Source organism: Burkholderia sp. Ac-20392, assembly GCF_017104585.1.
Lineage (GTDB): Bacteria > Pseudomonadota > Gammaproteobacteria > Burkholderiales > Burkholderiaceae > Burkholderia > Burkholderia lata.
This window is the reverse complement of record NZ_JAAGPB010000821.1, coordinates 1-2515: the sequence shown is the minus strand read 5'-3', so window position 1 is coordinate 2515 and position 2515 is coordinate 1. Positions and strand designations below refer to the sequence as shown.

The 2515-nt window shown below is 68.7% G+C and carries 2 protein-coding genes and 1 pseudogene; all 3 read right to left on the bottom strand.

Translation table 11 applies throughout. The features are described 5' to 3' along the window. Positions 1–242, bottom strand: a pseudogene (locus G3N99_RS38650) (hypothetical protein); the annotation flags it as partial. A 3-nt stretch (positions 243–245) separates the two neighbouring features. Continuing rightward, entirely contained in the window at positions 246–2219 is a 1974-nt protein-coding gene (shc, locus tag G3N99_RS38645; RefSeq protein ID WP_174940478.1) for a squalene--hopene cyclase, read from the bottom strand. A gap of 11 nt (positions 2220–2230) precedes the next feature. After that, on the bottom strand, positions 2231–2515 hold a 285-nt coding region (locus G3N99_RS38640; protein ID WP_206125023.1), incomplete at its 5' end, for an FAD-dependent oxidoreductase.

Below are 2515 nucleotides of genomic sequence, written 5' to 3'. Positions count from 1 at the left end.
CAGGAGCTGGCGGTGCCGCCCACGGGGGGGCCGGTTGCCAGGTCGGGGGCGGGCCCGCCGGCCGTGCCGAAGCTCACGAGGCCCGCGCATCCGCGCGCGGTCGCCGCGGTCAGCGCGCGTTCGAGCCGGTCGGCCCGTGCGGCAAAGACGGCTTCGACGCCGTCGCCGCGCGCGATGCGCGCCTCGAATGCCATCCCCGTCACGGCGATGACGGGCAACGTGCCGGTGGATTGCGGCGCCACGCGTTACAGCCCGACCGTCACGCGCGTCGTGTTGTCGCGCTTCAGGTTGCGGTAGCGGGCAAGCGCCCACAGCGGGAAGAACTTGCGATAGCCGTGGTAGCGCAGGTAGAACACGCGCGGGAAGCCCGTCGCCGTGAAGCGCGCCTCGTCCCACAGGCCTTCTTCGTTCTGCTCGGCCATCAGGTAGTCGATGCCGCGCGCCACCGCCGGGTTGTTCACCTCGCCGGCCGCCATCAGGCCGAGCAACGCCCACGCGGTTTGCGACGCGGTGCTCGGCGCCTGCTCGAAGCCGCGATAGTTGAGCTTGTAGCTGTCGCCGTCTTCGCCCCAGCCGCCGTCCTTGTTCTGGATCGACAGCAGCCACTGCGCGCCGCGCTTCATGCGCGGATCGTCGTGAGTCAGGCCGGCCGCGTTCAGCGAGCACAGTGCCGTCCACGTGCCGTACACGTAGTTCATCCCCCAGCGGCCATACCAGCTGCCATCCGGCTCCTGTTCCTTGAGCATGTAGTCGAGTGCGCGACGGGCCGGCTCGCTGTTCAGCGGCGTCTCGCCGAGCTGCGACAGCATCGACAGGCAGCGACCCGACACGTCGGCCGTCGGCGGATCGAGCAGTGCGCCGTGATCCGAGAACGGGATGTTGTTCAGGTAGTACTGCGTGTTTTCCGGTTCGAACGCACCCCAGCCGCCGTCGCTGCTCTGCATCCCGACGACCCACTCGCGCGCACGCGCGATCGAATCGCGATACGCATCGTTCTGCTTGAGTTGCTGCGCGCGCTCCATCGCCACCGCGACCACCGCCGTATCGTCGACGTCAGGGTAGTGCGCGTTCGCGTACTGGAACGCCCAGCCGCCGGGCCGCACGTGCGGGCGGCGCGAGATCCAGTCGCCGCGCACGTCGAGGATCTGCAGCGGGCGCAGCCATTCGAGGCCGCGGATCGCGGCATCCTCGGCACGCGCGTCGCGCGTCTCGAGCAGCGCATTCGCGGCGAGCGACGTGTCCCACACCGGCGACAGGCAGGGCTGGCAATACGCTTCGTCCTCCTGCACGACGAGCAGCTTCTCGATCGACTTGCGTGCGATTGCGCGGTTCGGGTGATCTTCCGCGTAGCCGAGCACGTCGTACATCATCACCGAGTTGGCCATCGCCGGATAGATCGCGCCGAGGCCGTCCTCGCCGTTCAGGCGCTCGTCGACAAACGACACGGCCTGGCGGATCGCGCGTTCGCGCGTGTAGTTCGGGAACAGGCCATCGACCGCGCGCAGCGCATGGTCGACCACACGGAAGAACGCGAACCAGCCGGCGCTCTGGTGGCCCTGGCGCGGCAGCAGCCCGGCGTTGACTGGCGGATCGATGAACAGCTCGTCGATGCGCACGCCACGCGGGTTCTTCGCGAGCGGGCGCTTCGCGTTCAGCACGAGCAGCGGCACGATCACGGTACGCGCCCAGTACGACACCTTCGACAGGTGGAACGGGAACCACTGCGGCAGCAGCATGATCTCGACCGGCATCATCGGCACCGCGCGCCACGGAATCGCACCGTACAGCGCGAGCTGGATGCGCGTGAACACGTTCGACATCTCGGCGCCGCCCATCGCGTGGATGGCGCGGCGCGCACGCTGCATGTGCTCGGCGTTCTCGTCGTCGCCGATCACCTTCAGCGCGAAATACGCCTTCACGCTCGCGCTGATGTTCGGCGCGCCGTCGGTGAACAGCGGCCAGCCGCCGTCGGCCTGCTGGATGCGGCGCAGATACTTGCCGATCTTCTGTTCGAGCTCGAGGTTCGGCGTCTCGCCGAGATAGTGGACGAGCAGCACGTATTCGGCGGGAATCGTCGAATCGGCTTCGAGTTCGTAGACCCAGTGGCCATCCGCGTTCTGCGCGGCCAGCAGCGCGTCGGTCGCACGCGCGACGGCCGTATCGACGCCGGCCGGCACGGCGCCGGCGGACAGGGTAGCCATTTCGGTGAGATCGTTCATCGGTCCCTCGCTTATTGTGTCTGGAGCACGTCCGCGGCCAGCTGGCCGGAGCGGATCGCGCCCTCGATCGTGGCGGGCAAGCCGGTGGCAATCCAGTCGCCCGCCAGCACAAGATTGGTCCAGCGCGTACGCACGGCCGGACGTTTCATTTCCTGCGACGGCACCGCCGCAAAACCCGCGCGCGGCTCGACGACGAGCTGCCACGCGGGGATGGTTTCCGGGTTCGCGCCGGTCACGCGCGCGACGTCTTCCCAGATGCGCCGCGCGAGCGTATCGCGCGGCGTGTCGAGCCAGCA